We start from the raw sequence: 25,822 nt of genomic DNA on the forward strand, positions 1-25,822 counted from the left end.
GCCATGCGTGGATTCAGTCCAGCAACGTCCCGATGAACGACTCGGCCTGCAGGCGGTCGCCCAGTACCTGGGCCACCGCCTGTACGGCTACCTCCTGGTGTTCAGGACGGATGCCACCATCGTCTTCGTCGTTGTAGAGGTCATCGCCTGCATCGAGGTACACCGTGCCTGCAGCAGCCAGAGCCGCCATCAAGGTCGGCACATCGGTAGTGACCTCGCCGGCATCCAGCAGGCCCGCACCGTGGTGACTGAACAGCACACGGCCGTCATCCCGGTCGAGGATGAACGGATCGGCGCCGCGATCGGCGATCACCAGCCAGTTCGATGGCCAGTTGTCGATCGGCTCGCCGCTGATGCCATGCCAGCGATAACCGGCCTGGTGACTCCACACACGCCGCAGCGGCGGTATCCAGACATCGAGGCCCGGAATGGTGATGCCGGAGTTGCCCACCTTCGCATTGATCTCATGACCCAGCGGTCCCACCTGCGCGTAGAAGCGCGCCAGCAACGGTGGGAGCGGGAACGGTCCCTGCCAGTCACCTTCGTACTGGGCCCGCAGCAGCCCGAAGCGGGCGAATGAGGCGTGCAATTCATCCATGGCGGGGTCCAACGAGGAGCGGCCCAGCAGCCTAGCAGACGGCGTCTGCGTGCAACGCCTTCATCGCCGCTGGCTATCATGTCCGCCTTCAACAACGAAGGCGGTGCCTGTGTCGGTAGCGTTGGTATGGTTCCGCCGTGATCTGCGGCTGCAGGACAATCCGGCCCTGCAGGCCGCGCTGGATGCCGGTCACGACGTGGTGCCGATCTACATCCATGCGCCCCACGAAGAGGGTGAGTGGGTGCCGGGTGCCGCCTCCGATGCGTGGCGCCACCGTTCACTGGCCGCGTTGGACGCCGACCTGCGCGTGCGCGGTTCGTCGCTGGTGCTGCGCAGCGGTGACAGCCTGCCGGCCCTGCAGTTGCTGATCGTGCAGACCGGCGCCGAGGCGGTGTACTGGAACCGCAAGTACGAACCGGCCACCCAGCCACGCGACGCCACCATCAAGCGCACGTTGCGCGAGCAGGGCATCGACGCACAGAGCTGCAATGGCAGCCTGCTGTTCGAGCCGTGGGACATCGCCACCCAGCAGGGCCAGCCCTACAAGGTATTCACGCCGTACTGGCGCAACGTACTCAGCCACTGGCGCCTGCCCGCACTGCAGGCCGCACCGAAGGCACTGGCGACGCACGCGGTCGACAGCCTGGCATTGGATGATCTCCAGTTGGGACCGACGCTGGACTGGGATACCGGCTTCTGGGAGCACTGGCAGCCGGGTGAAGCCGGTGCGCTGGAAGCGCTGTCCGTGTTCGAGGACGGTGCGCTGCGCGGCTACCGCGAGCAGCGTGACCTGCCAGATCGCGTGGGCACCTCGCGGCTGTCGCCGCACCTGCATTTCGGCGAAATCGCACCCTGGCGGATTGCCCATGCGCTGGAAGGGCTGCGCAGTGCCGGCACCGACGCCGACATCGACGGCTACCTTCGCCAACTGGGCTGGCGTGACTTCGCCTACCACCTGCTGCATCACTTCCCGAAGACGCCGACCGACAACCTCAACCCGCGCTTTGACCGTTTCCCGTGGGCCACACCGAGTGCCGCGCAGCTGCACGACTGGCAGCGCGGCAACACCGGCGTGCCGATCGTCGATGCAGGCCTGCGCGAGCTGTGGCACACCGGTTACATGCACAACCGGGTGCGGATGATCGTGGCCAGCTATCTGTGCAAGCACCTGCGCGCGCACTGGCTGCATGGCGCGCGCTGGTTCTGGGACACCCTGGTCGATGCCGACCTGGCCAACAACACGATGGGCTGGCAGTGGGTGGCCGGGACCGGTGCCGATGCCGCACCTTACTTCCGCGTGTTCAACCCCGTGACCCAGGCCGAGAAGTTCGACCCCCAGGCCCGCTACATCAGCCGCTGGGTGCCCGAACTGGGGGCGCTGCCGGTGAAAGCGCGCTTCGCGCCGTGGCAGCATCCGTTGCTGCTGGCGGCACATGCCCCGGGCTATCCGCGCACGCCGCTGGTGGATCTGGCGGTTGGCCGCGATGCCGCGCTGGCTGCCTACCGGCAGTCGGGAGCGGGGTAAAGTGCGGGCTGAGCGATCCGGTCAGTTAGCTGAACGCGGCCCTGTCGACGTGCCCGATCATCATTCCGGCATCGCATCGGGCTGTTTATTCTCTTTGCGCCCGCAGGCCGCCGGCCGACCGGAAACCAAGGAGAACCTCATGATCCGCAATACCACCCGCAACGTCGCACTGGCCCTGATGAGTGCGGCCGTCCTGTCGGCCTGCGCCACCGGCGGCTCCTACGTACAGAGTGACCAGTACGGCAACCCGACCGAGCAGCAGAACCGCACCGGCCGCAACGCGCTGATCGGCACCGCCATCGGCGTAGCCGCCGGCCTGCTGACCGGTGACAGCGCCACGGAGCGCCGCCAGCATGCGCTGATCGGCGCCGGTATCGGCGCGCTCAGCGGCGCCGCGGTAGGCCAGTACCAGGATCGCCAGGAACGCGCACTGCGCGAGCGCACTGCCAACACCGGCATCGATGTGCAGCGCCAGGGCGACAACATCATGCTGAACCTGCCGGACGGCATCACCTTCGACTTCGGCAAGGCGACCCTGAAGCCGCAGTTCTACGGTTCGCTCAACGGCGTGGCAGGCACCCTGCGTGATTACAACCAGACCATGATCGAAGTGGTCGGCCATACCGACAGCATCGGCAGTGACGCGGTCAACAACCGCCTTTCGAAGGAACGTGCCGACTCGGTCGCGCAGTACCTGATCGGCCAGGGCGTGCAGAGCGTGCGCATCGAAACCCTGGGCGCCGGCAAGTCGTACCCGATTGCCGACAACAGCACCGATGCCGGCCGCGCCAAGAACCGCCGCGTCGAAATCCGCGTGATTCCGCTCAAGCAATAACGCTACGCGTTATTGCTTGAGCCGGTCCGGCTATCGGCCGGAACGAAAATGCCGCCCTTGCAGGCGGCATTTTTGTGGGTGCCGAGCGTTGCTCGGCACACCGATAGCACCCGTAGAGTCGAGCTTGCTCGACTGAAGCGCAAGAGCAGTCGAGCAAGCTCGACTCTACGGAATGCCGGTAGATCCACGCCATGCGTGGATGCTTCCGGTCATGCGGCCGAAGCGGCCACCTTCTCCAGGATCCGCTTGCCGCTGCTTTCCAGCGCGGCGTCTTCCTTTTCCTTCTGCTGCTGCGCCAGCTTCGCGCCCGGGCACTGGGCGAGCATGTAATTGGCGTCGAAGTTGAGCTTCTCGACCAGGAAGTCGACGAATGCACGCACCTTCGGCGAGACCAGGCGGCCACCGGCGAACACGGCGTTGAAGTCCACTTCCGGGCCAGTCCAGCCGGCCAGCACGCGGCGTACCATGCCCGACTCGACGAACGGCTTGGCCATCACGTCGCCGGTCAGCAGCAGGCCTTCGCCGCACACCAATGCACCATTCAACGCAGACATGTCGTTGGCGGTCATCAGCGGGGTAACAGGGAAGTCGCGCAGCTCGCCGCCGTTCTCGCCCAGCTGCCAGGTGAAGCGCGGCGAGTTGCCGGTGTGGTACGGCTTGCGCATCGCCAGGATGCGATGGAACTGCAGCTCTTCCGGATGCAGCGGCTCACCATAGCGTTCGATGTAGGCCGGGCTGGCGAACACCTGCGTGCGCAGGCTGCCCAGCTTGCGTGCCACCAGGTTGGAATCGGGCAGGGCACCCACGCGCAGGGCCAGGTCCGCCTCACCTGCAATCAGGTCCAGCTTCTCGTTGCCCATGTGCATGTCCAGGCGGATCTCTGGATACTGCGCATGGAACTGGCCCAGCAGCGGCGCAATCCAGGTGATGCCGATCGAGTAGGGCACAGTGAAGCGCAGCCAGCCGCGCGGACCGGACTGCAGCTGGCTCACCGCGCTCTCGGCTTCTTCCAGTTCGCGCGCGATGCGCTGGCAATGTTCGTGGTAGATCGAACCCGCTTCGGTCAGGCCGAGGCGGCGGGTGGTCCGGTGCAGCAGGCGCGCACCGAGGCGCGTTTCCAGCTCCTGCACTTTGCGGCTGACCGTGGTCTTGGGCAGGCCGAGCGATTTGGCAGCGGCAATGAAACTGCCTTGCTCGACCACTTTGACGAAGATCAGCGTCTCGTTGAGATCGTGGGACATGGTCTGGGATCCTGGACGTCGGGGATGGGACAATCGTGACAGAACGATTGGACCGGGAGCGGGATGATTATTCCCCTTAATCAGGACTAATCAAGTAAAGGTTTGAGGTCTATCGTGGCGCCATTCGTTATTTGGAGCCCGTCCGCCATGAGCCTGCGCAACATTCTTGCCCGTCTCCGGAACGCCGGCCAGAGCACCCTGGACCTGGCAATGACCGTTGAAGTCCGCCCGAGTTCCTTGGTACACAAGGACTTCCGTGAGTTTACCGCGCCGATGCGTCAGCAGCGTGGCGGTGCCATCCGCCTGGCCCCGCACAAGGGCGACCGGCTGCGTCGAATCGGGACTATCCCGGATTTGGGAGGAAATGTCCCGTGAATGGGATGCTGACGCCCGAAGTCCTGGTCCTCGGCGGCACCGGTGCCGTCGGCCAGGGCGTGGTTGGCGCACTGCTGGAAGCCGGCAGCCCGGTGCTGGTGGTCGGTCGCGACCCGGGCCGGCTGGCGGCGCTGCATGAGCAGTTCGCCGATGAGCCGGGCCTGGAGACGCTGCTGGGTTCGCTCAGCGATGACGGCTCGGCGCGCGCACTGGCCGAACGCATCGCGCATCGCCCGCGTCCGCTGGCGGCAGTGATCGCCGCAATGGGCGGCCCTTACCGTCGCGGCCGGGTGACTGACCGCAACGGCGATGAACTGCTGGGCGCGATGCAGGCCGATCTGATGCCGCACGTGCACGCGGTGCGTCATCTGCTGCCGCTGCTGCAGGACAACGTGCATGCGCGCCGCTACGTGATGATCGGCAGCCCGGCCAATGCCAAGCCATGGGCGGGCTACGGCGAAACCTCGATCACCACTGCGGCGCTGCGTATGTACGCGCAGGTGGTGCACCAGGAAGCCCAGGCATTGGGCGTGCGCGCGCAGATGCTGGAAGTCTGCAGTCCGGTGTGTACGCCGGCCAACGCGGCCAATGCCTGCATCGAGTGGCCCAGCTCACTGCTGGTCGGCCGTCGCGTGGTCTCCCTGCTCGACGGCTGCCGCGACAACCGCGCCATCGTCCGCTGCGACAGCAGTGATGCCGAACTGCCGCGCGGCCTGCTGCACCTGGACGTTCCTCCCCTGTGGCGCGATACCGCAGGCGTCGCTTGACCTCGACCATGGTTGAGGTCGCAGGATACGCCGCCTGTTTTTGCAACACGTTCTCATCTAGCTGTACCACCCCTCCGTACGGATGCATGCCATGACTTCCCCCAATTCCACACCACATCGTTTCGGCCATCGCATCGCGATGGTCGGCGTGTCGATCCTCGCCGCAGCCGTGCTGGCGGCCTGCAGCGGCGGCCACGCCGAAGAAGCCGGTGCACCGCCGCCGCCGCAGGTCAGTGCTGCACCGGTGCTGGTCAAGCAGGTCAGCCAGTGGGACGAGTTCAGCGGCCGCGTCGAAGCGGTACAGAGCGTTGAACTGCGCCCGCGCGTGTCCGGCTACATCGACAAGGTCAACTACGTCGAAGGCCAGGAAGTGAAGAAGGGCGAAGTGCTCTTCACCATCGACGCGCGCAGTTACCAGGCCGAGTACGATCGCGCCGCTGCCGAACTGGCCCGCGCCCGCACCCAGGCCACGCTGGCCCGCAGTGAATCCGAGCGTGCCAAGCGCTTGTCCGAGCAGCAGGCCATTTCCACCGAGACGGCCGAGCAGCGTCGCGCTGCGGCTGACCAGTCCGGTGCCGCCGTACAGGCGGCGCAGGCTGCGCTGGATGCGGCCCGCCTCAACCTGGAGTTCACCAAGGTGCGTGCGCCGATCGACGGCCGTGCCGGCCGCGCGATGGTCACCGCCGGCAACCTGGTCACCGCCGGCGACAGCGCCAGCGTGCTGACCACGCTGGTCTCGCTGGACACCGTGTTCGTCTACTTCGATGCCGATGAAAGCACTTTCCTTCGCTATGCACAGATGGCACGCAAGGGTGAACGCCCGAGCGAGCGTGACAGCGATCTGCCGGTGAAGGTCGGCCTGTCCGGCGAAGAGGGTTACCCGCATTCGGGCAAGGTCGACTTCCTCGACAACCAGGTGGCACGCAGCACCGGCACCATCCGCGTCCGCGCGCTGCTGGACAACGCCGACCGCCAGTTCACGCCGGGCCTGTTCGCCCGCGTGCAGTTGCTCGGCAGCGGCCAGTTCCAGGCCCTGCTGATCGACGAGAAGGCTGTTCTGACCGACCAGGATCGCAAGTACGTGTACGTGGTCGACAAGGATGGCAAGGCCCAGCGCCGTGACATCCAGCTCGGCCGCACCGCCGACGGCCTGCGTATTGTCGAGCATGGCCTGGTGGCCGGCGACAAGGTGATCATCGACGGCGTGCAGAAGGTCTTCATGCCGGGCATGCCGGTGCAGGCCAAGGCCGTGGCGATGCAGCCGCAGGCTGCGCCGCCGGCACTGGGCCGCGATGCCACCGCCGCGCTGAACCACTGATCCGCCGTCTCCTGATCCGCGTCCCCGCTTAGCTGCCGGCGCCAGCAGCAGCCTTCTCTGCCTTCGTCATCTCGGCGAGGGGCGGGGAGGCTGTTGCCCGCCGAACGCCTTTCCCAGGAATTCCTCCATGGACTTTTCCCGTTTCTTCATCGACAGGCCGATCTTCGCGGCGGTGCTGTCGATCGTGATCTTCGCCGCAGGCCTGATCACGATTCCAATCCTGCCGATCAGCGAGTACCCGGAAGTGGTGCCGCCGTCGGTGGTCGTGCGCACGGTGTATCCGGGCGCCAACCCCAAGGTCATTGCCGAGACCGTCGCCACGCCGCTTGAAGAGGCGATCAACGGCGTCGAAGGCATGATGTACCTGAAGTCGGTCGCCGGCTCGGACGGTGTGCTGCAGATGACCGTCACCTTCCGCCCGGGCACCGACCCGGACGCGGCGGCGGTGAAAGTGCAGAACCGCGTGGCGCAGGCGCAGGCGCGCCTGCCCGAGGACGTGCGCCGGCAGGGCGTGACCACGCAGAAGCAGTCACCGACCTTCCTGATGGTGGTGCACCTGACCTCGCCGAACGGCAAGTACGACACCCTGTACCTGCGCAACTACGCCCGTCTGCACGTCAAGGATGCGCTGGCGCGTATTCCGGGCGTGGGTGACGCGCAGATCTTCGGTGGTGGTGACTACGCCATGCGCGCCTGGCTGGACCCGGACAAGGTCGCCTCGCGCGGCCTGACCGCCAGTGACGTAGTGCGCGCCATGCGTGAGCAGAACGTGCAGGTCTCGGCCGGCCAGCTCGGCGCCGAACCGCTGCCGAACAGCCAGTTCCTGACCCTGATCAATGCCCAGGGCCGCCTGAAGACTGAAAAGGAATTCGGCGACATCGTGCTCAAGAGCGGTGTTGATGGCGAGATCGTGCGCCTGGCCGATGTGGCCCGCCTGGAACTGGGTGCCGGTGACTACACCCTGCGTTCGCAGCTGGACGGCAAGAACGCGGTGGGTATCGGTATCTTCCAGTCGCCGGGTGCCAATGCACTGGAGATCCGCGACCAGGTCATCTCGACGATGGACGAGATGCAGAAGACCATGCCGGCCGACGTGAAGTACGAAGCCGTGTATGACACCACCATCTTCGTGCGCGACTCGATCAAGGCCGTGGTCTCCACGCTGCTGGAAGCGATCGCGCTGGTGGTGCTGGTGGTGATCCTGTTCCTGCAGACCTGGCGTGCGTCGATCATTCCGCTGATCGCGGTGCCGGTGTCGGTGGTCGGTACTTTCGCCGCGCTGTACCTGCTGGGCTTCTCGATCAATACGCTGAGCCTGTTCGGCCTGGTGCTGGCGATCGGCATCGTGGTGGATGACGCGATCGTGGTGGTGGAGAACGTCGAGCGCAACATCGAAGAAGGCCTGTCGCCCACCGCCGCGGCCCACCAGGCCATGCGTGAGGTGTCCGGCCCGATCATCGCGATCGCGCTGGTGCTGTGTGCCGTGTTCGTGCCGATGGCCTTCCTGTCGGGTGTCACTGGCCAGTTCTACAAGCAGTTCGCGGTCACCATCGCCATCTCCACGGTGATCTCGGCGATCAACTCGCTGACCCTGTCGCCGGCCCTGGCCGCGCGTCTGCTGAAGGCCCATGGAGCGCCGAAGGACGGCCCGAGCCGCTTGATCGACCGCCTGTTCGGCTGGGTGTTCCGTCCGTTCAACCGCTTCTTCAAGTCCAGTTCGGAGAAGTACGAGCGTGGCGTGGCCCGCATCCTCGGCCGTCGTGGTGCGGTGTTCGTGGTCTACGCGATCCTGCTGGTCGGTACCGGTGTGATCTTCAAGCTGGTGCCGCCGGGCTTCATCCCGACCCAGGACAAGCTGTACCTGATTGCCGGTGTGAAGCTGCCGGAAGGTTCGTCGATCGCGCGTACCGATGAAATGCTGCGCAAGGTCGCCAAGATCGCCCAGGAAACCGATGGCGTGGCCCACACCATCTCGTTCCCGGGTTTGAACGCGCTGCAGTTCACCAACACGCCGAACACCGGTGTGGCGTTCATTCCGCTCAAGCCGTTCGCCGAGCGTCATGGCCGTACCGCCGCGCAGATCAACGCCGAGATCAACCAGAAGATCGCCGGCCTGCAGGAAGGCTTCGCCTTCTCGATGATGCCGCCGCCGATCCTCGGCCTGGGCAACGGCAACGGCTACCAGATGTTCATCGAGGACCGCGGCAACCTGGGTTACGGCGCGCTGCAGAATGCTGTACAGGCAATGCAGGGCACCGTTGCGCAGACGCCGGGCATGGCCTTCCCGATTTCCAGCTACCAGGCCAATGTGCCGCAGCTGGATGCCGAGGTCGACCGCGTCAAGGCCAAGGCACAGGGCGTGCAGCTCACCGAACTGTTCGACACGCTGCAGACCTACCTCGGCTCGGCCTACGTCAACGACTTCAACCAGTTCGGCCGTACCTGGCAGGTCATCGCGCAGGCGGACGGTCCGTACCGCGAAACGGTCGAGGACATCGGCAAGCTGCGTACCCGCAATGACCGCGGCGAGATGGTGCCGATCGGTTCGATGGTCACCATCAAGCAGACCTTCGGCCCGGACCCGGTGCTGCGCTTCAATGGCTATCCGGCAGCGGATCTGGCCGGTGAAGCCGACCCGCGCCTGCTGTCTTCGGCCGAGGCGATGAACAAGCTGACCGAGATCGCCGGCAAGGTGCTGCCGGTGGGCATGACCACCGAATGGACCGACCTGAGCTACCAGCAGGCAACCCAGGGCAAGGCCGCCTTCATCGTGTTCCCGGTGGCGATCATGCTGGCCTTCCTGGTGCTGGCCGCACTGTACGAGAGCTGGTCGCTGCCGCTGGCGGTGATCCTGATCGTGCCGATGACCCTGCTGTCCGCGCTGTTCGGCGTGTGGCTGACCGGTGGTGACAACAACGTGTTCGTGCAGGTCGGCCTGGTGGTGCTGATGGGCCTGGCGTGCAAGAACGCGATCCTGATCGTCGAATTTGCCAGAGAGCTGGAGATGGGCGGCAAGGGTATCGTTGAAGCTGCGCTGGAAGCCTGCCGCCTGCGCTTGCGCCCGATCGTGATGACCTCCATCGCGTTCATCGCCGGCACCGTACCGCTGGTGCTGTCGCACGGTGCAGGTGCCGAGGTGCGCTCGGTGACCGGTATCACCGTGTTCGCCGGCATGCTGGGCGTGACCCTGTTCGGCCTGTTCCTCACCCCGGTGTTCTACGTGGCCCTGCGCAAGTTCGTCACCCGCAACGGTGGTGGCCAGCTGGTGCAGCACGGCGAGCCGACCATCCACCACTGACATGGAACCCCGTCGCCGCCGGTCGCTGGCCGGCGGCGGCTTCCCCCTCACGAGGCAAGAATCCATGAACTCTCATCAGAACAAGATCGCGCTGGTCACCGGCGCCACCCGCGGCATCGGCGCCGAGACCGTGCGCCAGCTGGCCCAGGCCGGCGTGCATACGCTGCTGGCCGGCCGCAAGCGCGAGACCGCCGTAGAGCAGGCGCTGAAGCTGCAGGCCGAGGGCCTGCCGGTGGAAGCCATCCAGCTGGACGTGACCGATGCAGCCAGCATCGCCGAAGCGGTCGAGCAGGTACGCCAGCGCCATGGGCGCCTGGACATCCTGGTCAACAACGCCGGCATCATGATCGAGAACCCGGCGCAAGCGCCGTCCGAACAGTCGCTGGATACCTGGAAGCGCACTTTCGACACCAACGTGTACGCACTGGTTGCGGTGACCCAGGCCTTCCTGCCACTGGTCAGGCAGGCCAAGTCCGGGCGCATCGTCAACGTTTCGAGCATGCTCGGCTCGCAGACCCTGCACGCTGATCCGACCTCGGGCATCTACGATTTCAAGATCCCCGCGTACAACGCCTCCAAGGCAGCGGTGAACAGCTGGACGCTGGCACTGGCGCATGAACTGCGCAGCACCCAGATCAAGGTCAATACCGTGCATCCGGGTTACGTGAAAACCGATATGAACGGCGGCCACGGCGAGATCGAGATCAGCGAAGGCGCGCGCTCCAGTGTGCAGATGGCACTGATCGGCCATGAAGGTCCGAACGGCAGCTTCACCTACCTGGGCGAGGTGCTGCCATGGTGATCCGCACGTTGGCGATGGCCGTCTCCAGCCTGGTGCTGGCAGGCTGTGTCAGCGTCGGCCCGAACTACAAGGCGCCGGTGCAGGATCCGGTGGTGCTGCAGGGGGCGCAGCAGCCGGTGTTCAGCACCACCTCGCCGGTGGCCAGCTGGTGGGCGCAGTTCGATGATCCGGTGCTGGAAGAGCTGGTGCACGGCGCACTGTCGGACAACCTGGACCTGCGCGTGGCCGTGGCCCGCGTCAGCCAGGCCCGTGCGGTGTTCGTCGAAAGCCGCTTCGACCAGGCGCCCCACGTTACCGCGGGCGGCAGCTACGATCGCCGCAAGCAACCCGATCCGCAGCTGGGTGGGCAGCGGGTGTTCAGTGAAAGCTACCAGCTCGGCTTCGATGCGGGCTGGGAGCTGGATCTGTTCGGCCGCAAGCGCCGTGCTGCAGAAGCCGCGCGTGGCGACCTCGACGCCGAGCAGGCCAACCTGGCCGACGCACAGGTACTGATCGCCGCCGAAGTGGCACGCAACTACTTCGAGCTGCGCGGCACACAGAAGCGCATCGCCGTGGCCCAGCACACCCTGGTCAATCTGCGCGAGACGCAGAAGCTGACCGAGGCACGCTGGGAGCTGGGCGCCGGCAGCGAGCTGGACGTGCAGAGCAGTCGTGCCCGGCTGAAGGCGATCGAGGCCGACATTCCGCTGCTGGAAGTGGCCGAAACGCAGTCGCGCAACCGCCTGGCGGTTCTGCTGGGCCAGCGTCCGGAAACGCTGACCGCCATGCTTGCGCCGCACGAAGTGCCGGCATTCGCCAAGGCGCTGCCGCTGGGCGATACCCGCGAGCTGCTGCGCCAACGCGCCGACGTGCGCGTGGCCGAGCGTCGTCTTGCCGCCGCTACCGCGCGGGTGGGCGTGGCCACGGCGGATCTGTTCCCGCGGCTGTCGCTGTCCGGATTCGTCGGCTTCCTCGGTGGCGATGCCAGTGGCCTGGTCAATGGCAACAACAAGGCCTGGTCGCTGACGCCGTCGCTGAGCTGGGCGGCCTTCGATTTCGGCACCGTGCGTGCACGCCTGCGTGCCAGCAAGGCCGAGGCCGAAGGCGTGGCAGCACAGTATGAGCAGACGGTGCTGCTGGCACTGGAAGACACCGAGAACGCGCTGACCCGCTATTCCAAGCAGCAGGCGCGGCTGGCGATCGTGGTCGAGCAGGCGCAGGCGGCACGCCGTGCCGAGTCGCTGGCGCAGATCCGCTATCGCGAGGGCTCGGAGGACTTCCTGACCCTGCTGGATGCGCAGCGTACGCAGCTGGCAGCCGATGATGCGTTGGCCGCGGCCGAGTCCGAGGTCAACGTCAGCGTGGTGGGGGTGTACAAGGCGCTGGGTGGTTGGGGTCAATCACCGCAGCCGGCGAGTGTGGCGCAGGTGCAGTAACCGCAGGGGACGGAAGCAGTGGCTTCCGTCCCTTTCTTCTTTCAGGGCCAGTGATTGGCTGGTGTCTCGCGCTCGCGCATGCGCACGATGCAGAAGCGATGGCCGGTCGGTGCTTCCATCACCCACCAGCGTTTGACGAAGCCTATCCGCCGCGCGCCGAGCTTCTCCAGGCGGTCGGCCTCGGCGTCGATGTCGTCGCTCTCGATGTCCAGGTGCACCCGTGAAGGATGATTGACGCGTTGCACCTCCACGTTCAGGCCTGCGGGCGCGCCTTGCAGGTCGGCGTACTCGGCGCCGTCTTCGGCATAGGCGGGCTGCGCCTGCAGGCCGAGCGCGGCGGACCAGAAGCGGGCACCTTCGTCGGCGGGAATGCCCTCGCAATCGATGATGAAACCGGCCAGGCGGCTCTGGTGTGCCATGCCTTTCTCCACAGTTCGGGAACGGGGGCAGGGTAGCGCGGTGTGTGCTGTGGACGTTGTCACAGTCGTGACGTTTCTGACTCTGCCGGAAGCCGTGTCCGCCGTGTAACTAGTGGGGCAGATTCCAGGGAGTACATACGATGAGTGATGACAGGCGGGATACCCAGCGCATGCTGTTTGGCGACCCGGGGCCACCCGGCGCAGGCCTTTCGGTGGCGGTCGTTGTGCTGCTGGTGCTGGCGACGATGGCCGCTGCGATCGGTTTCCTGCGACTGCCTGATCCGATGCTGGGGCTGGGCCTGATCGGCGTTGCCGTGTTCCTTGCTGTCGGCGCCCGCATCTGCCAGGCGCGCAACCAGCACCTGGCGTTGTACCGGCTGTTGTCGCGGCAGCCGCCGCGGTAGCCACGGCTGCCGCAGAGATTCAGTGCTTCGGCCAGTCCAGCTCGACCACCAGCGGGAAGTGATCCGACGGCAGCACGCCGTCGATGCGGCGGTCATCGGTGAGGAAACTGCGGGCATGGAAGCCGCGCACCAGCACCCAGTCCAGCTGCACGGTGGCCTTGCCGGTGAAGTCGTGGAAGGTCAGGCGTGGTCCCTGCGGTGCATTCACCTGCGTGCGTGTGTCCTGCAGCTGGCGGGTGAATGCCTTGTAGGTGTCACCGCCAGGCTCGCTGTTGAAGTCACCGGTCAGGACCACCGGCAGGTCGGCAGGCAGGGCTTGCAGGCGCTTGCCGATCAGCTCGGCACCCTTCACCCGGCGCGGTTCGTCCTCGTCGCGATAGGGCAGGTGGGTATTCATGAAGTAGAAACGGCGGCCATCGTCCAGGCGCCGGAACAGGGCCCAGGTGACCATGCGCGGGTACAGGTTGCCCCAGCTGATGCTGCCGGGTACTTCGGGCGTATCGGATAACCAGAAGTTGCCGGATTCCTCGATGGCCAGCACCTTGCTGTCGTAGAACACGCCCATGTGTTCATCGCCGCTGCCACCGCGGCGGCCTTCACCGAACCAGCGGTAGCCGGGCAGATGCCCGGACAGGAAGTCGGCCTGTTCCTTCACCAGCTCCTGCGTGCCAATCACGGCCGGGTGTGCATCGAGGATGACCTTGACCATGGCATCGCGACGGTCCGGCCAGCGCTTGCCCGGTTCGGTATCGGCCGGGGTACGGACATTGAACGACATCACTTTCAGTGGCACCGGCGCAGCAGCCCAGGCGACGGCAGGCAGAGCAAGCGCCAGCAGCGCACACAGCGCAGGGCGACGGAAACGCGACAACATCGTGGAATCCCTCCATTCCATGAAAACGGTTTCATGAAGCATGCCATGGACGGTGGGGTCGGCGATATGCCGGGATGGGCGGATGGAAGATGCCGGGCGGGCGGTGAAGGTCCCGCCCGGCGGATCGCGCGGGCGCGATCAGGAGGTCATGGGTGCTTAGTCGGCAGGCAGGTACCACTGGCCATTCTGGTCAATCCAGTACACCTCGATGTAGGGAGTGCCGTCCTCGTCGAAGTACGTCACTTCGCAACGTTGATGGTAATAGGGCCCCATCTTGACCCGGACGCAGTTCGTGTTCTCCGGACCACCGCCACCACCGCCGGCGGTGGCCTGGGACGGCGTGGAGAGAGCTCCCACGGCAAACATCAGTGCGGCCATCGAGGCCAGGTGCAGTTTCATGGGCATCATCCTTGTGTCTGCAATCGCGCATCTGCGCGGTGTCGTGCAACTACCCCCGGGTAGAGCATGCGCCCGAGTGGCAGCCGCTGCATGCGCGCCGGCCCGGCGGGCGGCCCGGCGCATTCCCCTGCCGGCTCAGTCGCGCAGGTAAGGGTTGCCGTACTCGTCGATCCAGTACTCGGCTTCGTACACGTTGCCGAACTCATCGGTGTAGGTTTCCGTGCAGTGCTGGTGGACCCGGTTGTGGTCCACTTTCACCGGCACGCACGAAACATTTTCTTTCGGTCCCCCGGCATTGGCGTCCGCCACCGGAGCCAGGGTTGCCGTTGCCATCACCAACGCGGCCATCGCGGCCAGTTGCAGTTTCATAAGCATCGTCCTTGCTTTCTGCAATCGCGCACATGCGCATGGCGTGTGTAACACGCGAACCAGAGCGCCGGAAGTGTCTTGCCCGGATCAGTCCTCGATCTCGCCGCGCCGACTGGCAGCACGCACCGCCTGCGCGGTGGTTGCCACGCCCAGGCGCTGGCGCGCGCGTCGCAGATGATTCTCCACCGTACGGGCGGAAAGTCCCAGCGTGGCCGCGATTTCCGCTTGGCGACGGCCGGCGGCGACCCAGCGCAGCACCTCGCGTTCGCGCGTGCTCAACGCACTTCCGGAAAGCTCGGTGGGCGTCTCGGAAAGCCGGCGTGCGGCACGGAATGCTGCAGCTGCAGCAGCATCCAGCAGCAGTCGCGCGCTGGCCGATGCATCGATCGCTGTCCCGGCAAAACTGATCGCGCCTTCCAGCCCTGTGGTGCCGAACACCGGCACCTGCAGACCGTGCAGGCCTTCACCACGTGGCTGCTTTACCACCTGATAGCGTTCGCCGCGAACGCCCTGGCGCTTGCTCCAGAAGAACGGCGCGTCACTGTCCAGAACGTGGCGATTGACCGGACAGGCGTGCAGGTAGCGCGCGAGGTCGGTAGTGCTGCCGTCGCCGAACCAGTCGCCCTCGATCCAGTACACGCGCTGGGTACCGCGTTCCAACCCCGTGCCGGTGGCGAACACCAGCACGCGGTCGTAGCCCAGCGGTGCAGAGATGCCGCGTAGTACCGCGCCCACCGCACTCAGTGAGCGGGCGCGTTCCAGTTCCAGCAACGCCTGCACCAGATCGCTCACGCCAGTCAGCGCCCGGCCAATGCGTCGAGCAGCGTGCGCGCGGCCAGCTTGCCCAGCGCATTGCCGGCCAGCGGGCTGTCGCCGGTCAGCAACAGGCGGTCCTGCAGCACGCTGCCATCGATGCCGTCGTTGACGATCTGCACGCCCTGCTGCGCCAGGCGCTCACCGAAGAACCACGGCAGCTGCCCGGGCATGTAGCCGATCTCCGGCGTTTGCCGGTCCATCGCATCGGGGAAGGCACAGATGCGGTAGCCGCGGAACAGCGAGCCACCGTCGGCCTCGTCAACGCCTGTGGCCAGCAATGCGGCCGGGCCGTGGCAGAGGGTGATGATGTGACGCTGCTCGGCCATCGCCCAGTGCAGGGCCGCCTTTACCGCGCGACTCTGCGGCAGTCCGATGAGGGCGCCGTGGCCACCGGGAATGAACACGGCTGCATAGTCCGACGCGGCATCGAGGCCTGCCACCACCTCTTCCAACGGCAGTGGCTGGCGGAAGCGGGCTTCGTAGCGGTCGTACAGTCCGCCGATCTCCTTGTCCTCATGCGGGAACGCCCACCACTCGAACTTGGCGGCGTTGCCGGACAGCGTCGCCACATCGATGTCGAAGCCGGCCTTGTCCAGGTGGTACATCGGCAGCAGGGTTTCCACCGGATGGTTGCCGGTGGAGAACAAGTGGCCGTTGGCGGTGGGCAGATAGCGTTCGTCCGCAGCGATCATCAGCACCTTCCAGCGGCCATCGCGGCGCGCGTCGGGATAGTCGGCGCCGGACAGGTCGCTCTTCGCCGATGTGAACTGTGACAGCGAGTACGGCGACGGGAAGAAGGCGTCGCGCTCGGCCGGATCGGGGCTGGGGTGGCGGCTGGGCTCTTGCGTGTTCATGCGGACCTCCAGTGGGGTAGTGGAGCCAGCATAGAAGGGCGGATGCGTACAGGCGATGAGGGTTTTCCCCTCATTCGCGCGACGTTGCCACCTGTTGGCGCCAGGCATTCGGGCTCATACCGAAGGCGCGGCGGAAAGCACGACTGAATGCCGGTTCGGAGAGATACCCGACGTCTCCGGCGATCTGAGAAACCCGCCGGTTTCCGCTGCGCAGCAGCTCTGCGGCCAGTTGCAGCCGCGATCCAGCGAGATAGCGCATGGGTGACATGCCAGTGGCCAGGCTGAACCGCTGCGCGAAATTCGAGCGCGATTGATTCAGGCTTGCCGCCAGAGACTCGACCGTCCATGCCTGTGCGGGGTGTGCCTGTATCAACGCCAGTGCCCGCCCGATCAATGGGTCGGCCAGCGCATGCAGACGCTGGCAGTTGTGTGGACTGGAGGTTCCCAGCCAGTAGCGCAGCGTCCAGACAAACAACAGGTCGAGCAGGCGTGACAGCATAAGCCCACTGCCCAGGGTGGGCCGGGCCGCTTCAACCTGGATCGCGCCCAGGGTAACCGCCACCCAATCGGCCGAGCTGGCGGGAAATCCGTTTGGCATCCGGTCCACCCCGGGGACATGCAGCCAGCCGGGCAGGGCATCAAGCAGCAACTGGCTGCCTGGGCCGTCAAATCCAAAGGATGCCGTGGTCAGATGGACGGGCTGCATAGCTTCGCCGGCACAGTCGATGCGATGTGTCCGGCCATGCGGCATCAACAGCAGCTCGCCGGCCTGCAGTGGCACGACCGCTGCATCCGCATGCAGACGTGCCGTGCCCTGTTCGATGAAATGGAAGCAGCCGCGCCCCTCGGCAATGATGCGGGTTCCATCGGGCTGCACGACGTGGCGGGTGATGTCGCCGCCGTGCATGCGCGAGGACTGGAAGATCGCAAACAAGGCATCGGATCCGGCCTGGAGCGATTCGGTGGTGTGGAGCCTTGGCATGGTTTTCAGGAGTCCGTGCATCGCCGCTGGCAGTGGCGATCCGTAGTCTGGTCGGGTGGCTTCAGGCAGCGCTGGTGGCTGTCGGGCAACGATCCCATCCAAGTGAGGAGTTCTGCAAGATGAGCAAGCCAAGCATCGTTCTGGTTCATGGTTTCTGGGGTGGCGCCGCGCATTGGTCCAAGGTGATCCTGGAGCTCGATCGCCGGGGTTTCCACGACCTGCATGCCGTGGAACTGCCATTGACGTCGCTGGCCGACGACGCAGAGCGAACCCGGCGCATGATCCGCCAGATCCCGGGGCCGGTGCTGCTGGTCGGTCATTCCTATGGTGGCGCGGTGATCTCCGAAGCCGGAAACGAACCCAACGTGACCGGCCTGGTGTTCATCGCCGCGTTCGCGCCGGATGCGGGTGAGAGTCCCGGTGGCATTACCGAGCAACAGCTGCCGCAGGCGGCGGCCAATCTGGCGCCGGACAGCGACGGCTATCTGTGGCTGCAGCCCGGCAAATTTCACGAGAGTTTCTGCCAGGACCTGCAGGCCGACGAGGCGCGGGTGATGGCGGTCACGCAGAAGGCGCCGATGGCGAGCACGTTCGGTGATGCCGTCAGTGACCCGGCGTGGCGACACAAGCCGAGCTGGTACCAGGTCTCCAGCGCTGACCACATGATCCACCCTGACAACCAGCGGCGCATGGCGGCCCGCATGCAGCCACGTGCCAGCATTACGCTGGACGCCAGTCATGCTTCGTTGGCATCGCAGCCGGTAGCGGTGGCCGAACTGATCACCGACGCTGCGGCCCACGGACAAGGCTGAGTACGCCGGTCATGCCTCAGTGGCGGTGTCCCGGCCCGCCAGAGCACTGCTGCCGTGATGCCGCCACGCTTGCGTTACTTGTTCTGCCGGTCGTGCTCCTGCATGTCTTCATGCAGGATCCGCCGCAGTTCGACGATGGCCGGCGTGGCTTCCTGCACGCTGTGCCCGGACACGATCACCTTCTCCGAATCCGCGTGCGGAAGGTGCGAGCTCCAGTAGGGCACCAGCCCGTCGTCGGTCTTTTCCAGCGGACCATCTGCCTTGGCGCGCGCGATGATCGAGTGGTAACGCACCTTCGGTGCCATCGGCAGGTCGGCCACGGCGCGCACGAAGGGATCGTCCTTGTCCAGGTTCTGGATGCTGTTCATCTGGTAGCCGTGCTTGCCGTCGTTGCGATCGATCTTGCCGTCGTTGGCGATGGTGGCCACGTCCTCCAGGACGGTCAGTGGCAGCCGTACCAGGCGGCCGATCCAGCGGCCGAGGCGGGTGCTCGCCACATCGGTACCGCGGTGCGGTGTGGCAATGAATACCACGCGAGATACTTCCGGTTCCGGCAGGAAGGTCAGCACCGGCGCGCCCTTGGTGCGCAGCAGCTCCTGCTGCGCAGGCGTCATCTGTGCGGTCGCCAGCAGGGTCTCTACCAGGTGGTCGCCGGAAGAAGACACCATCAGCCGTGAGATCACCCCACCCATGCTGTGCCCGACCAGCACCATGTCATGAGAGGCCTGCGCCTTGCCGCTGGGGTCGAAGTGCTTGAACACCTCATCCAGCGTGTGGCGCATCGCATCGTGGCTCATCGCGATGGGCATGTTGGTCGGGTAGTAGAACTGCCAGACCTGGAAGTCCTGGCGGATCTCGTCGTCGCGCATCAGCTCGTTGGCGACGTTGACCCAGGCTTCCGGGCTGCTGGCCAGGCCATGGATCATCAGCAGCACGCGGCGGTTCGGGTCGTAGGGCTGCATCATGTACAGATGCGGCGTGTCGATGCCGCCCTTGCCACCGAACAGCGAACGCAGCGATTGGTGGCTGAAATTGGAGCGCGCCAGCCACAGTGCGTAGCCTGCGGTGAAGTTCGCGGCCAATGGCACCTGCTGCCCATGCAGGGTGACTTCCGTGACCTGGTAGGGATCGTGGATCTCCAGTTCCGGCTCGTCGTCGTGCAGTACTTCCCACAGGTTCTTTCCGGAGAAGCGCAGCAGCACCGTCATCGATGGCGACGGCATCTCGCTCCAGCTCTGCGTGACGGGCGTGGTGGCCTGCGCGGCGGCTGTGGTGGCCGGCGGCGTGGTGGCCGTAGTGGCGGCGGGATCATCCATCACGGCCACCAGTTCGGCACCGAAGCCATCGCGGCGATGCACGCTGCGCAGCGTGCCGGTGAACGACAGCGAGGCTGCCGGTACCAGTTCGGTGGGCGTACGCGTATCCAGCGGTGATGCTTGGCCCGACGGCGCCAGCACGAACGTCCAGCGGCCCAGCTGGAAGTGGCTGGCTTCACCATGCACGCGCCCGGTGGCATAGGCGTTGTACAACTGTACCGAGGCTTCCTGCACGGCCAGGTTGTAGTAGTCGCGCACCTGGGTCTGGCGGTCTTCGAAACCGCGCTGGTTGGCCGTGCGCTCGGTGAAGAACAGGTAGGCGTAGGCCTGCCGCGCGACCTGCATCCACGCGTCCAGGCGCGGCTGGAAGTCCGCATCCAGTTCGGTGATCGCGCTCTTGGCACGGCCTGACGTGGAGTACTCGCGCTTGGGCGCGGGCAAGGTCATCGCATACTGCAGCCACAGTTCGGCCAGGCTTGAGCGCTTGTCCTCCTCGCGCACCACGATGCTGCCTTCCATGGCCTCGATGCAGGGCAGGCCTGGCTTGGCGCAGACGCCTTCGTCGAGGCCGGCGACGCGCAGCGTCTCCATGGTGGCCGAACTGAGCTTGCCGGTGGTCAGGATGTCGCCGCGTTTCAGGGCGATGTACTGGCCGGGGGTGACCGAGGCCACCTGCACCGACGGCCCGAACTGGCGCAACGTCGCGCAGCCGCCCAGAGTGAGCAGCACGGTGATGATGAGGGTCGTGCGGCCGATGAAGCCCAAGCCCGTGGTTGCCATACGATCCTCCTGCGCGGTGGCGCCACTCTAGCGGTCGGCATGTCAAAGCGGAAGATACCGGGCGGTCGGTTTGGAGCGCGGAAATGCCGCCAACCGGGCGATTCAGGCATTTCCGTGTGACACTGGGGTGAACAGGATGAATGCGGGGCTGCGATGCGATGGCTTGAGACCCGTGTTCCTCCGCCTCTCGTGATGCTGTTGTGCGCCGCCATCGGCTATATGGTCAGCCGATGGCAGCCGGGCGCGGCGCTGCAGCTACCCGTGCCGGAGTTGCTTGCGGGTCTGGTGATGGCCTTCGGCGTGGTATTGAACCTGCTGCCGAAGCTGGCCTTCCGGCGCGTGGGCACCACGGTCAACCCCCTGCGGCCAGCGACGTCGAGCGTGCTGGTCACGCACGGCGTGTACCGCTACACGCGCAACCCGATGTACCTGGGCCAGGCCACTGTCCTGGCAGGTGCCATGCTGTACCTGCAGAATCTGACCGCACTACTGGCCGTGCCGCTGTTCGTGCTGTACATCAGCCGATGGCAGATCATGCCGGAAGAGCGGGCACTGTCGGCCCGCTTTCCGGAGGCATACGCAGCCTTCCGCCAGCGCGTACGGCGCTGGCTCTAGCGCGGGTCAGGCCGTCACGGTGTGATCTGGCACTTCACGGCAGCGGAATAGCCTTCGTAATCATCACCGGCAATCACGTGCAGGGTGTGGTGCTTGTCGATGCGCTTCACGTAGGACGGTGCTTCGGTGTTGGCGTATTCGTTGACCGTGGTCACCGACCAGGTCTTGGCCAGGCGCTTGGGGTCGACACCGTTCAAGTAGACGAAGATGCTCTTCTCGCCCTCGGCGACATTCACGTCGGCATGGGTGACGGTACCGCCGAACAGGGCGACCGGCGTGGTTTCCGGCTCGAACGTGCCGCCAGGCTTTCTGGCCAGGCCGGCTGCCTGCAGGGCATCGATGGCCTCGGCTTCGCTGAAGGTCGAGCCTGCCTTGCAGGCCAGCAGGGCTTCGAGTGTTGCGGTGCCGGGCGGCGCGATGGCTGGTGCAACCGCGTGCGCAGCCGGGGTCGCGGCACAAGCAGCCAGGAGCAGGGCAGAGGTGATGATCACAGTTCTCATCGCAGGTCCTTCTGTAGGTAGTGGGCAGCAACGCGGGGAGGATGCCGCTTCATTTTGCGATGTTTCAGTCAGTGCCGCGTGCAGCAATGGATCATGACCCATTCCGGCTGCCGTCGTCCGATTCAAGCAAGACGGCGCCGTCGCCGCGTTGTGACAACTGGTCGCCAGGGTTTCGCAACGGACAGTCCTTCAGTGACAGGCAACCACAGCCGATGCAGCCGTCGAGCTGGTCGCGCAGCTGGACCAGGCTGCGGATGCGCTCGTTCAGCATGTCGCGCCAGTTGCTGGACAGCCTTGCCCAGTCCTTCGAACTGGGCGCCCGTTCGGCTGGAAGATCATCCAGCGCGATCTTGATCGTGGCCAAAGGAACGCCCGCCCGCTGTGCGACCTTGATCACGGCAATGCGCCGCAGCACGTCGCGGCGGTAGCGGCGCTGGTTGCCGTTGTTGCGCCAGCCATGGATCAGTCCCTTGGCTTCATAGAAGTGCACGGTGGCAATGCTGACCCCGCTGCGACGCGCGACTTCGCCCACGGAAAGCGGAACGCTGACATCGATCTTCATGGCCGGGGTTCCTTGACCTCATCAATACATGAGGTTTTATAAGGCAGTTCCCTTTTTCCTGCATGTGAACCCTGGGCTGCAGGTCATGAATCATAGGTTTGAACGAAAATGGAACAGCAAGGCATCGCCGTCCCCGGCACCCGCTGGGGCGATCTCCTGTCCGGCCGCAATGCAGTGCGCTCACTTGCCCTGGCGGGCGGGGTCGCACTGCATGCGGTCAACGTCTACATCGCCACCACCATGTTGCCAACCGTGGTGGAGGACATCGGTGGCCTGGATCTCTACGCATGGAACACCACGCTCTTCGTGGTCGCGTCCATCCTGGGGTCGGCACTGTCGATCAAGCTGCTTGAACGTGCCGGGCCTCGTGGAAGCTATGCACTGGCGACGCTCATCTTCGCAGCCGGTGCCGTGATCTGCGCGCTCGCGACCTCGATGCCGATGATGCTGGTGGGGCGGCTGGTGCAGGGTGTCGGCGGCGGCTTCCTGTTCGCACTGGCCTACGCCATGATCCGGCTCGCGTTCGAAGAGCCGCTCTGGCCCCGCGCGATGGCCCTGGTTTCGGGGATGTGGGGCGTGGCGACGTTGATCGGACCTGCGGTGGGCGGCGTCTTCGCCGAATGGGGCGTATGGCGGGCCGCATTCTGGTCGGTCACCGCGGTTGCCGTGTTGTTCGCGCTGCTGGCGTCGAAGGTCCTTCCGCAGAGGGAGGCATCGTCTTCAGCTGCGGCCAGGTCCTCGGTCCCGTGGTTGCAGATCCTGCTGCTGACCCTGGCCGTCATCAGTGTCTCCCTAGGCAGTACATCCTCGAGCGCAGTCAACAATTTCATTGGCATCGTGATGGCCGTGTTCCTCGCAGTGGTGCTGATGAGGATCGAGTCCCGAGCGAAGCAGACGCTGCTTCCTTCCGGCGCTCTCCGGCTCCGCTCGCGGCTGGCCGCGTTGTATGGGCTGATGTCGCTGCTGGTGGTGATGATCACCAGCGGCGAGGTCTTCGTGCCACTGTTCCTGCAGGTGCTGCATCAGCAATCACCGCTTGCTGCGGGCTACCTCGCGGCGCTGATGGCGGCCGGTTGGACGCTCGGGTCGTTGGTCGGCTCCGGCTTCAGCGGGCGCGGCGTTGACCGGGCGTTGATGATCGGCCCGGCGCTGGGGTGGGTGGGCATGATCGGGCTGGCGCTGCGGGTGCCGGCTGCGGGCAGCGGTACGTGGTTGCAGATGGTGCCGATCTGCGTGGCGCTGGCCGTCATCGGGATCGGCGTGGGTCTGGCTTGGCCTCACCTGCTGACACGTGTTCTGACCTCTGCACCGCCGGAGGAACAGGAGCGCGCCGGTGCGTCGATCACCACCATCCAGCTGTTCGCCACCGCGGCCGGGGCAGCGCTTGCCGGGATGGTCGCCAATGCAGCGGGACTGATCGAGCCGGGCGGGGCCGAGGGAACCGCGCGTGCGGCCCGGTGGCTGTTTGCCACCTTCGCGCTGGCGCCGATGCTGGGCATGCTGCTGGTGAAGCGATGCCGCTTTCCGGCAGACGTGAACTGAGGAACGGAGGAGGGCGCAGCGACCTTGCCGGGCCGCTGCGCCATGCCATCAGTTGCTGGCTGCCTTCACGGCTTCGGCCGCGTCAATGATGCCTGGCCCGCAGCCACCCGGGCAGTTCGCTGCGGCGATCGGGTGCGCAGTGCGACGCAGGATGTCCTTGACCTGGTCGGTGGTCTTTGGCACCGGCGCCACCGCTTGCATCAGCGCGACGATGCCAGCGACGTGAGGCGCCGCCATCGAAGTGCCGGACATGAAGTCGAAGGCGTTGTTACCCACCGTGGACAGGATGCCCTGTGCCGGATGCTGACGGGTCGGGGCGCAGTTGGCCTGGCTAGGCGGCGTGGCCAGCGGCAGGAACTCGCCGACGGACGCGCGGCAGGACCAGGTTTCACCACCGGGTGCGGTGATATGGATGCCTGCGCCATAGTTGGAGTAGAACGCGCGTCGCCCGCCCTGATCGTTGGCAGCCACCGCGATCACGCCCTTGCAGTTCGCCGGAGCAAACTCGGACACATCCAGATTGCTGTTGCCGGCGGCGACCACCACGATCGTGCCCTGCGCGGTGATGTCGTCGATTGCATCCTGCTCGGCCGGCGAGCAGGCGCGGCGGCCGCCCAGGCTGAGATTGATGACTTCGGCCGGGTTCGCATTGGCCGGGACGTTGGGCACGTTGATACCGGCACTCCAGAGCATGCCATCGATGATGTCGGCGGAACCGCCATTGCCCTGGTTGCCGAGTACGCGTACCGGCACGACCTTCGCGTTGTAGGCCACGCCGGCCACGCCGATCTGGTTGTTGGTCACCGCAGCGACCGTTCCAGCGACGTGGGTGCCGTGTGCGATGCCCGAGGCATCGAAGGCATCCGCGTCGCGTCCATCGCCATCGTCGGAGCCGCCACAGCCGGGATTCATTCCGCCGATGATGCATTGCCAATCACTGAACGGACGGGTCGACGAGATCATGTCGTAGCCCGGCAGCAGGTTGGCCTGCAGGTCGTTGTTGTTGAGGTAGCCCGAATCGACCACAGCCACCACCACGCCCTGGCCAGTGGAGCGATCCCACGCGCCGGGCAGGCGCGCGCCACTGGTCGGATTGCTGTAGTGCCACTGCTCGCCGTAGCGTGGGTCGTTCGGTGTGGCGAATGCGCTCATCATGTAGTTCGGCTGCACATACTCGACGTCCGGATCGTCGGCGATGCGCTGCATCAGGATCTGCGCTTCCGGGAGGTCCAGTGGCTTGTCCGTGGTGACCACGTCGGCCCCGCCGCCCATGCGGCGTTGATGGGTTACGGACGCGGCTGCTGGCGGTGCGTTGCCGATCGAACGCTTGCTGCGCTGCTGGACGCCGAGGCGCTTCTTCAGCGCATCCTGCGCGGTGGTGGCGGAGACGCGCTTGCTGCTGCCGTCCCGGTACTTGACGATGAAACTGCTGTACTGCTCGTTGCTGGCCATGCCTCGCGTCCATACCCGTTCGGTGGGTTGGGCGAAGGCGGGGGCGCTGGCCAGGACCAGGGTGATGGCGCTGGCAAGGGAAACCCGAAGCGACGTACGCATGGATACAGTTCCTTTGTGGAAGATGTGTCGAGCAGGCCGTGCCCTTCGGGCTCGGCTTGGATGTGAAGGGTGCAGGTGTCCCGTGGTCTCCTTTTGATGGCGACCAAGGACGAACGGCTTCGCGGACACATCCCCCCCAAGGAGAGGGTGGGAAATTTCTGAAGTGGTTTAGTGATGTCGAAAGCGAGAGAAGATGGCGGTTGCCGACATTGCTTGACGGCATCGGACCGCGATTGCGCCGGGGCGTCGAACTTCGCAGCGGCGTAGAGCAGCCAATAAAAAAGCCCGGAAACCCACGCTGGTGGAATTTCCGGGCTTCTCCGGTCCTTGACGAACCGTTCGTTGGTGGAGGTGGGCGGAATTGAACCGCCGTCCGAAGGCACTCCATCCCCAGCACTACATGCTTAGCTCACCGTTGAATCTCATCCCCGAGCAGCACGGTGTGCAAAGCGCACCCGGGAACCAGCCTGTTGTGTTCTAGTGCCGGACTGACAGGCAGCCGCCCAGCGCGATTCCATGATAATGACTCTACGCTGCGAGCATGGACACAAGCAGTTTCGAGGCTCCGCCTAAGTCGGCAGAAGGTCACGCACCGCAGTTTTTAGGCTGCGAGAGCGACCGGAGCGTAGTTGTCGTCGTTGGCAACTAGAGTTTTGCAGCTGGATTTACGAGGAAAGCTACCCCCTCGGCATGCGCCAGGCGACTTCACAACCCCCGTCGAAACCAATGCACCCCCGGTTTCTTCAAGCATTGCAAGGCTTTGGGGCCAATGCCGTCATAAAAGCTGACACTGACCCTGCCCAACGAGACGGATCTTACGGCAATCTTCCTGAACAGTCACGCGGGTGAG

General features: G+C 65.5%; 25 protein-coding genes and 1 other RNA gene. 12 read left to right on the forward strand and 14 right to left on the reverse strand.

Annotation, left to right across the window (positions count from 1 at the left end):
- Window positions 1-13: 13 nt before the first annotated feature.
- A complete protein-coding gene (locus ACZK3W_RS08945) occupies window positions 14-598 on the reverse strand; it encodes a hypothetical protein (RefSeq protein ID WP_478450658.1) in 585 nt (194 codons plus the stop codon).
- Window positions 599-707: 109 nt separating this feature from the next.
- On the opposite strand from ACZK3W_RS08945, the gene ACZK3W_RS08950 reads away from it, so the two are divergent.
- Together ACZK3W_RS08950 and ACZK3W_RS08955 are read left to right on the forward strand one after the other, a co-directional pair.
- Complete coding sequence (locus tag ACZK3W_RS08950; protein ID WP_478450659.1) at window positions 708-2,123, forward strand: cryptochrome/photolyase family protein; 1,416 nt, start codon at window positions 708-710, stop codon at window positions 2,121-2,123.
- A gap of 139 nt (window positions 2,124-2,262) precedes the next feature.
- Complete coding sequence (locus ACZK3W_RS08955; protein WP_008267948.1) at window positions 2,263-2,958, forward strand: YiaD family glycine zipper/OmpA-like lipoprotein; 696 nt, start codon at window positions 2,263-2,265, stop codon at window positions 2,956-2,958.
- A 209-nt stretch (window positions 2,959-3,167) separates the two neighbouring features.
- On the opposite strand, the gene ACZK3W_RS08960 is transcribed toward ACZK3W_RS08955, so the two are convergent.
- The gene (locus ACZK3W_RS08960; protein ID WP_005409107.1) at window positions 3,168-4,199 is read right to left on the reverse strand and encodes a LysR family transcriptional regulator; all 1,032 of its coding nucleotides are present in this window, start codon (window positions 4,197-4,199) and stop codon (window positions 3,168-3,170) included.
- Window positions 4,200-4,346: 147 nt separating this feature from the next.
- On the opposite strand from ACZK3W_RS08960, the gene ACZK3W_RS08965 reads away from it, so the two are divergent.
- The 6 genes from ACZK3W_RS08965 (at window position 4,347) to ACZK3W_RS08990 (ending at window position 12,174) form a co-directional block, all read left to right on the forward strand.
- A complete protein-coding gene (locus ACZK3W_RS08965; RefSeq protein WP_032128321.1) occupies window positions 4,347-4,574 on the forward strand; it encodes a hypothetical protein in 228 nt (75 codons plus the stop codon).
- Window positions 4,571-5,341, forward strand: a complete 771-nt coding sequence (locus ACZK3W_RS08970; protein ID WP_049400332.1) for an SDR family NAD(P)-dependent oxidoreductase — start codon at window positions 4,571-4,573, stop codon at window positions 5,339-5,341. Before ACZK3W_RS08965 ends, ACZK3W_RS08970 begins: the two co-directional genes overlap by 4 nt.
- Before the next feature lie 91 nt (window positions 5,342-5,432).
- Entirely contained in the window at window positions 5,433-6,659 is a 1,227-nt protein-coding gene (locus tag ACZK3W_RS08975; RefSeq protein ID WP_478450660.1) for an efflux RND transporter periplasmic adaptor subunit, read from the forward strand.
- Window positions 6,660-6,786: 127 nt separating this feature from the next.
- The gene (locus ACZK3W_RS08980) at window positions 6,787-9,957 is read left to right on the forward strand and encodes an efflux RND transporter permease subunit (RefSeq protein WP_032128264.1); all 3,171 of its coding nucleotides are present in this window, start codon (window positions 6,787-6,789) and stop codon (window positions 9,955-9,957) included.
- Between the two features lie 64 nt (window positions 9,958-10,021).
- A complete protein-coding gene (locus ACZK3W_RS08985; protein ID WP_012510730.1) occupies window positions 10,022-10,759 on the forward strand; it encodes an SDR family oxidoreductase in 738 nt (245 codons plus the stop codon).
- Window positions 10,753-12,174, forward strand: coding sequence for an efflux transporter outer membrane subunit (locus tag ACZK3W_RS08990; protein WP_478450661.1), 1,422 nt, complete (start codon window positions 10,753-10,755; stop codon window positions 12,172-12,174). The genes ACZK3W_RS08985 and ACZK3W_RS08990 overlap by 7 nt, the downstream gene beginning before the upstream one ends.
- Before the next feature lie 41 nt (window positions 12,175-12,215).
- On the opposite strand, the gene ACZK3W_RS08995 is transcribed toward ACZK3W_RS08990, so the two are convergent.
- Entirely contained in the window at window positions 12,216-12,593 is a 378-nt protein-coding gene (locus ACZK3W_RS08995; protein WP_071229462.1) for a VOC family protein, read from the reverse strand.
- 140 nt (window positions 12,594-12,733) lie between these two features.
- Here ACZK3W_RS08995 and ACZK3W_RS09000 point away from each other — a divergent pair, with 140 nt between their 5' ends.
- The gene (locus ACZK3W_RS09000) at window positions 12,734-12,997 is read left to right on the forward strand and encodes a hypothetical protein (RefSeq protein ID WP_049423576.1); all 264 of its coding nucleotides are present in this window, start codon (window positions 12,734-12,736) and stop codon (window positions 12,995-12,997) included.
- Between the two features lie 19 nt (window positions 12,998-13,016).
- On the opposite strand, the gene ACZK3W_RS09005 is transcribed toward ACZK3W_RS09000, so the two are convergent.
- The 6 genes from ACZK3W_RS09005 to ACZK3W_RS09030 all read right to left on the reverse strand — a co-directional run bounded on the left by ACZK3W_RS09005 (window position 13,017) and on the right by ACZK3W_RS09030 (window position 17,312).
- A complete protein-coding gene (locus ACZK3W_RS09005) occupies window positions 13,017-13,871 on the reverse strand; it encodes an endonuclease/exonuclease/phosphatase family protein (protein WP_478450662.1) in 855 nt (284 codons plus the stop codon).
- A 156-nt stretch (window positions 13,872-14,027) separates the two neighbouring features.
- On the reverse strand, window positions 14,028-14,270 hold the full coding sequence (locus ACZK3W_RS09010) for a hypothetical protein (RefSeq protein WP_478450663.1): 243 nt from the start codon (window positions 14,268-14,270) through the stop codon (window positions 14,028-14,030).
- A gap of 135 nt (window positions 14,271-14,405) precedes the next feature.
- Window positions 14,406-14,639, reverse strand: a complete 234-nt coding sequence (locus ACZK3W_RS09015) for a hypothetical protein (protein ID WP_032128272.1) — start codon at window positions 14,637-14,639, stop codon at window positions 14,406-14,408.
- 87 nt (window positions 14,640-14,726) lie between these two features.
- Complete coding sequence (locus tag ACZK3W_RS09020) at window positions 14,727-15,431, reverse strand: PA1136 family autoinducer-binding transcriptional regulator (protein ID WP_049423583.1); 705 nt, start codon at window positions 15,429-15,431, stop codon at window positions 14,727-14,729.
- A gap of 5 nt (window positions 15,432-15,436) precedes the next feature.
- A complete protein-coding gene (hchA, locus tag ACZK3W_RS09025; RefSeq protein ID WP_423163439.1) occupies window positions 15,437-16,309 on the reverse strand; it encodes a glyoxalase III HchA in 873 nt (290 codons plus the stop codon).
- Between the two features lie 70 nt (window positions 16,310-16,379).
- Complete coding sequence (locus ACZK3W_RS09030) at window positions 16,380-17,312, reverse strand: cupin domain-containing protein (RefSeq protein ID WP_478450664.1); 933 nt, start codon at window positions 17,310-17,312, stop codon at window positions 16,380-16,382.
- A gap of 98 nt (window positions 17,313-17,410) precedes the next feature.
- Between ACZK3W_RS09030 and ACZK3W_RS09035 the strand changes: the two genes are divergently transcribed.
- Window positions 17,411-18,103 carry an alpha/beta hydrolase gene (locus ACZK3W_RS09035; RefSeq protein WP_125895148.1) on the forward strand — a complete coding sequence of 231 codons (693 nt, stop codon included), beginning with the start codon at window positions 17,411-17,413 and terminating at the stop codon, window positions 18,101-18,103.
- A gap of 74 nt (window positions 18,104-18,177) precedes the next feature.
- Here ACZK3W_RS09035 and ACZK3W_RS09040 read toward each other — a convergent pair whose 3' ends face one another.
- Window positions 18,178-20,199, reverse strand: a complete 2,022-nt coding sequence (locus ACZK3W_RS09040) for an esterase/lipase family protein (RefSeq protein WP_032128277.1) — start codon at window positions 20,197-20,199, stop codon at window positions 18,178-18,180.
- A 153-nt stretch (window positions 20,200-20,352) separates the two neighbouring features.
- Between ACZK3W_RS09040 and ACZK3W_RS09045 the strand changes: the two genes are divergently transcribed.
- The gene (locus ACZK3W_RS09045; protein WP_478450665.1) at window positions 20,353-20,814 is read left to right on the forward strand and encodes a methyltransferase family protein; all 462 of its coding nucleotides are present in this window, start codon (window positions 20,353-20,355) and stop codon (window positions 20,812-20,814) included.
- Window positions 20,815-20,828: 14 nt separating this feature from the next.
- Here the strand turns inward: ACZK3W_RS09045 and ACZK3W_RS09050 are convergent, their stop codons facing one another.
- Both ACZK3W_RS09050 and soxR read right to left on the reverse strand, forming a co-directional pair.
- Complete coding sequence (locus ACZK3W_RS09050; RefSeq protein ID WP_317217772.1) at window positions 20,829-21,314, reverse strand: hypothetical protein; 486 nt, start codon at window positions 21,312-21,314, stop codon at window positions 20,829-20,831.
- A gap of 91 nt (window positions 21,315-21,405) precedes the next feature.
- Window positions 21,406-21,876 (reverse strand): redox-sensitive transcriptional activator SoxR, encoded by a 471-nt coding sequence (gene soxR, locus ACZK3W_RS09055; protein ID WP_032128280.1) that lies wholly within the window; start codon window positions 21,874-21,876, stop codon window positions 21,406-21,408.
- 108 nt (window positions 21,877-21,984) lie between these two features.
- Between soxR and ACZK3W_RS09060 the strand changes: the two genes are divergently transcribed.
- The gene (locus ACZK3W_RS09060; RefSeq protein WP_478450666.1) at window positions 21,985-23,418 is read left to right on the forward strand and encodes an MFS transporter; all 1,434 of its coding nucleotides are present in this window, start codon (window positions 21,985-21,987) and stop codon (window positions 23,416-23,418) included.
- A gap of 48 nt (window positions 23,419-23,466) precedes the next feature.
- Here the strand turns inward: ACZK3W_RS09060 and ACZK3W_RS09065 are convergent, their stop codons facing one another.
- The gene (locus tag ACZK3W_RS09065; protein WP_223224726.1) at window positions 23,467-24,972 is read right to left on the reverse strand and encodes a S8 family serine peptidase; all 1,506 of its coding nucleotides are present in this window, start codon (window positions 24,970-24,972) and stop codon (window positions 23,467-23,469) included.
- Between the two features lie 343 nt (window positions 24,973-25,315).
- Window positions 25,316-25,708: a transfer-messenger RNA gene (ssrA, locus tag ACZK3W_RS09070) on the reverse strand.
- Window positions 25,709-25,822: the final 114 nt, after the last annotated feature.

It is taken from the genome of Stenotrophomonas sp. 80084_Sma (assembly GCF_056481995.1).

Bases quoted from the DNA above. Each gene is read 5' to 3' on its own strand.
- ACZK3W_RS09000 (WP_049423576.1), top strand. From the start codon at position 12,734: ATGAGTGATGACAGGCGGGATACCCAGCGCATGCTGTTTGGCGACCCG.
- ACZK3W_RS09050 (WP_317217772.1), bottom strand. From the start codon at position 21,314: ATGAGAACTGTGATCATCACCTCTGCCCTGCTCCTGGCTGCTTGTGCC.
- ACZK3W_RS08990 (WP_478450661.1), top strand. From the start codon at position 10,753: ATGGTGATCCGCACGTTGGCGATGGCCGTCTCCAGCCTGGTGCTGGCA.
- ACZK3W_RS08945 (WP_478450658.1), bottom strand. From the start codon at position 598: ATGGATGAATTGCACGCCTCATTCGCCCGCTTCGGGCTGCTGCGGGCC.
- ACZK3W_RS09065 (WP_223224726.1), bottom strand. From the start codon at position 24,972: ATGCGTACGTCGCTTCGGGTTTCCCTTGCCAGCGCCATCACCCTGGTC.
- ACZK3W_RS09045 (WP_478450665.1), top strand. From the start codon at position 20,353: ATGCGATGGCTTGAGACCCGTGTTCCTCCGCCTCTCGTGATGCTGTTG.
- ACZK3W_RS09005 (WP_478450662.1), bottom strand. From the start codon at position 13,871: ATGTTGTCGCGTTTCCGTCGCCCTGCGCTGTGTGCGCTGCTGGCGCTT.
- ACZK3W_RS09015 (WP_032128272.1), bottom strand. From the start codon at position 14,639: ATGAAACTGCAACTGGCCGCGATGGCCGCGTTGGTGATGGCAACGGCA.
- ACZK3W_RS08995 (WP_071229462.1), bottom strand. From the start codon at position 12,593: ATGGCACACCAGAGCCGCCTGGCCGGTTTCATCATCGATTGCGAGGGC.
- hchA (WP_423163439.1), bottom strand. From the start codon at position 16,309: ATGAACACGCAAGAGCCCAGCCGCCACCCCAGCCCCGATCCGGCCGAG.
- ACZK3W_RS08965 (WP_032128321.1), top strand. From the start codon at position 4,347: ATGAGCCTGCGCAACATTCTTGCCCGTCTCCGGAACGCCGGCCAGAGC.
- ACZK3W_RS09010 (WP_478450663.1), bottom strand. From the start codon at position 14,270: ATGAAACTGCACCTGGCCTCGATGGCCGCACTGATGTTTGCCGTGGGA.
- ACZK3W_RS09035 (WP_125895148.1), top strand. From the start codon at position 17,411: ATGAGCAAGCCAAGCATCGTTCTGGTTCATGGTTTCTGGGGTGGCGCC.
- ACZK3W_RS09030 (WP_478450664.1), bottom strand. From the start codon at position 17,312: ATGCACGGACTCCTGAAAACCATGCCAAGGCTCCACACCACCGAATCG.
- ACZK3W_RS08955 (WP_008267948.1), top strand. From the start codon at position 2,263: ATGATCCGCAATACCACCCGCAACGTCGCACTGGCCCTGATGAGTGCG.
- soxR (WP_032128280.1), bottom strand. From the start codon at position 21,876: ATGAAGATCGATGTCAGCGTTCCGCTTTCCGTGGGCGAAGTCGCGCGT.
- ACZK3W_RS08985 (WP_012510730.1), top strand. From the start codon at position 10,022: ATGAACTCTCATCAGAACAAGATCGCGCTGGTCACCGGCGCCACCCGC.
- ACZK3W_RS08975 (WP_478450660.1), top strand. From the start codon at position 5,433: ATGACTTCCCCCAATTCCACACCACATCGTTTCGGCCATCGCATCGCG.
- ACZK3W_RS08980 (WP_032128264.1), top strand. From the start codon at position 6,787: ATGGACTTTTCCCGTTTCTTCATCGACAGGCCGATCTTCGCGGCGGTG.
- ACZK3W_RS09040 (WP_032128277.1), bottom strand. From the start codon at position 20,199: ATGGCAACCACGGGCTTGGGCTTCATCGGCCGCACGACCCTCATCATC.
- ACZK3W_RS08960 (WP_005409107.1), bottom strand. From the start codon at position 4,199: ATGTCCCACGATCTCAACGAGACGCTGATCTTCGTCAAAGTGGTCGAG.
- ACZK3W_RS09060 (WP_478450666.1), top strand. From the start codon at position 21,985: ATGGAACAGCAAGGCATCGCCGTCCCCGGCACCCGCTGGGGCGATCTC.